The organism is Zhongshania sp. (assembly GCF_041623545.1).
Taxonomy (GTDB): Bacteria; Pseudomonadota; Gammaproteobacteria; order Pseudomonadales; family Spongiibacteraceae; genus Spongiibacter.
In genome coordinates, this window is the sequence record NZ_JBFJWS010000403.1 from 1 (window position 1) to 2,362 (window position 2,362).

Genomic DNA, 2,362 nt, shown 5'->3' on the forward strand with positions numbered 1-2,362 from the left:
GCCGACAATTGCAAATTCACTCACTGGAGTGACAATTGCAGTCATATGCTTTGTACCTCGGCCCCAGCGTTAAGTATCGCGGTCTCGGCCATTTAGACGATAGTCCCGACGCCGTGAACTTGCGATGATTCCTGTGTTATATTGGCCAAATAACTGCCGAATCGTCAGCTTTACATACGTTATAAATCATCCACCCGGTGGAGACAAACCATGAGCAATAAACCCGTGCAAGCCGCAATTGATGGCTGGTTCACTCTGAACACGGACACCCCGCATTTAATTGGCGCCTGCTGTGACCACTGCGGGACCTACTACTTTCCTAAAACACTAAAGTTTTGCAAAAACCCAGCCTGCGACAGCAGCGAGTTTAGCGAAGTCGAGCTAAGCCGCAGCGGTAAGATTTGGTCTTACACCAATGCCTGTTACAAACCGCCAGAGCCATTTGTTGCCGATGAGCCCTTTGTGCCCTACGCCATTGCTGCGGTGGAGTTAGAAAAAGAGAAAATGATTATTCTCGGCCAAGTCGTAAAAGGCGTGGACGTTGATCAATTAAAAGTAGGCCAGTCTGCCGAGCTTGTACTAGAAACTCTGCACGAAGACGAAGACGCCATTAAAGTCACCTGGAAATGGCAGCCAGTGCGCTAAGCGAGCCCAAGGAGAACCACAGAATGAGTCAAGATATTGCAGTATTGGGCGTAGGCATGCACCCCTGGGGTAAATGGGGCAAAAATTTCAGCGAGTACGGCGTGTACGCCGCCCGCGCAGCCTTAAAAGACGCCGGTATTCCCTGGCAAGATGTCGGCTTTGTTTCCGGCGCCGCCACCATGCGCTGCGGCTACCCCGGCTACGTTGCTGGCGCCACCATCGCGCAAGCATTAGGCTGGCAAGGCGCACAGGTAAACACTTCTTACGCCGCCTGCGCTTCCGGCTCTCAAGCGCTAGCTGCCGCTCGCGCCAAAATACTGGCCGGCGAGTGCGAAGTCGCTCTCGTGGTAGGCGCAGACACCACCCCTAAGGGCTTTTTAGCGCCGGCCAAAGGCTACCGGCCTGAAGACCCAGATTGGCTGCGCTTTTATCTGGGTATTACCAACCCCAGTTACTTTGCGCTGTACGCCCGCCGCCGTATGGACTTATACGGCGACACCGAAGAGGATTTTGGTCTAGTCAAAATCAAGAACAGCGAGCACGGTTTTACCAATCCCAACGCACGCTATAAAAAGAAATTCACCATGGAAGAGATCCTGAACTCCGCCATGGTGGCAGACCCACTGCGTCTATTACAGATATGCGCCACGTCTGATGGCGGCGCGGCCATGATTGTGACCAGCATGGATTACGCGAAACGCATGGGCAAAGCTGATGCGGTAAAAGTGGCAGCGGTCTCGACCGTCACCCCGACCTTTGCCAGTGCCGTGGTCGAGATGCCAGATATTGCCACTGACTCAGCGGCGGCCGCTGGGGTTGAAGCGCACAGTTTTCGTGCAGCACTGCCCAAACAGGCCTACGAACAGGCAGGCATCGGCCCTGAAGACGTAAGCCTTGCCGAGGTCTACGACCTGTCCTCGGCCTTGGAGCTGGATTGGTATGAAGACCTGTTGCTTTGTCCTCGCGGCGAAGCTGCGCAAATGGTGCGCGAAGGGGTCACCAAAATCGGCGGACGCCTGCCAGTGAACCCCTCTGGCGGCCTAGCCTGCTTTGGCGAGGCTGTGCCCGCACAGGCCCTTGCGCAGGTGTGCGAGCTAACGTGGCAGCTGCGCGGCCAGGCTGGTGAGCGCCAAGTCGCCAACGCTAAAGTCGGCATTACTGCTAACCAAGGTTTGTTTGGTCACGGCTCCTCAGTCATACTGAAGAAATAAAGCCCGCCGGGCGCCCAATGGCGCCCGCCATCAATCGATGGAAAGGCTCACCAACCAGCACGGAGCCCTATGACTACTCTGCTCAGCGTACTCGCGGTGTTAGCGATTGCCCTAATCGTGATCATTCCACTCATTGAGCGATTTGCCCCGAAAGCCAATCCGGAGCAACAGGCCAAGCTAAGTCGCTGGATTCTACCCTTAGTAGGAATTTCACTGGCCATTGCCTTGTTTAAATCGTTTTCGTCATAGCTCAGCGCTTGCGACTCGACTTAATTGGCACGTTATAAGCATAAATAATCATTAACCAACATTAGCCTTTAGATTAATTTTGAGTGCTAATATCTAATCCAAACATTATCAGTCCCTTATATTGGAGACTTCTGCGTGAACTATTCCACTCCCGCTCGCTTACTTGCCATCGCTATTATTACCGCACTCGCCGCCTGTGGTGGTAGCAGTAGTAGCTCCTCGTCAACACCCGTGGGATCTGGCAACACACCCACGCC

Annotated in this window: 3 protein-coding genes; all 3 read left to right on the top strand. The window is 54.1% G+C overall.

What is annotated here, in order from left to right; all coding sequences use genetic code 11:
- The first annotated feature begins 210 nt into the window (after positions 1–210).
- The 3 genes from ABYT30_RS18510 (at position 211) to ABYT30_RS18520 (ending at position 2,105) form a co-directional block, all read left to right on the top strand.
- Positions 211–645 (top strand): Zn-ribbon domain-containing OB-fold protein, encoded by a 435-nt coding sequence (locus ABYT30_RS18510; RefSeq protein ID WP_373097994.1) that lies wholly within the window; start codon positions 211–213, stop codon positions 643–645.
- A 23-nt stretch (positions 646–668) separates the two neighbouring features.
- Positions 669–1,856, top strand: a complete 1,188-nt coding sequence (locus tag ABYT30_RS18515) for a lipid-transfer protein (protein WP_373083113.1) — start codon at positions 669–671, stop codon at positions 1,854–1,856.
- A 69-nt stretch (positions 1,857–1,925) separates the two neighbouring features.
- Entirely contained in the window at positions 1,926–2,105 is a 180-nt protein-coding gene (locus tag ABYT30_RS18520; protein WP_373083112.1) for a hypothetical protein, read from the top strand.
- Positions 2,106–2,362: the final 257 nt, after the last annotated feature.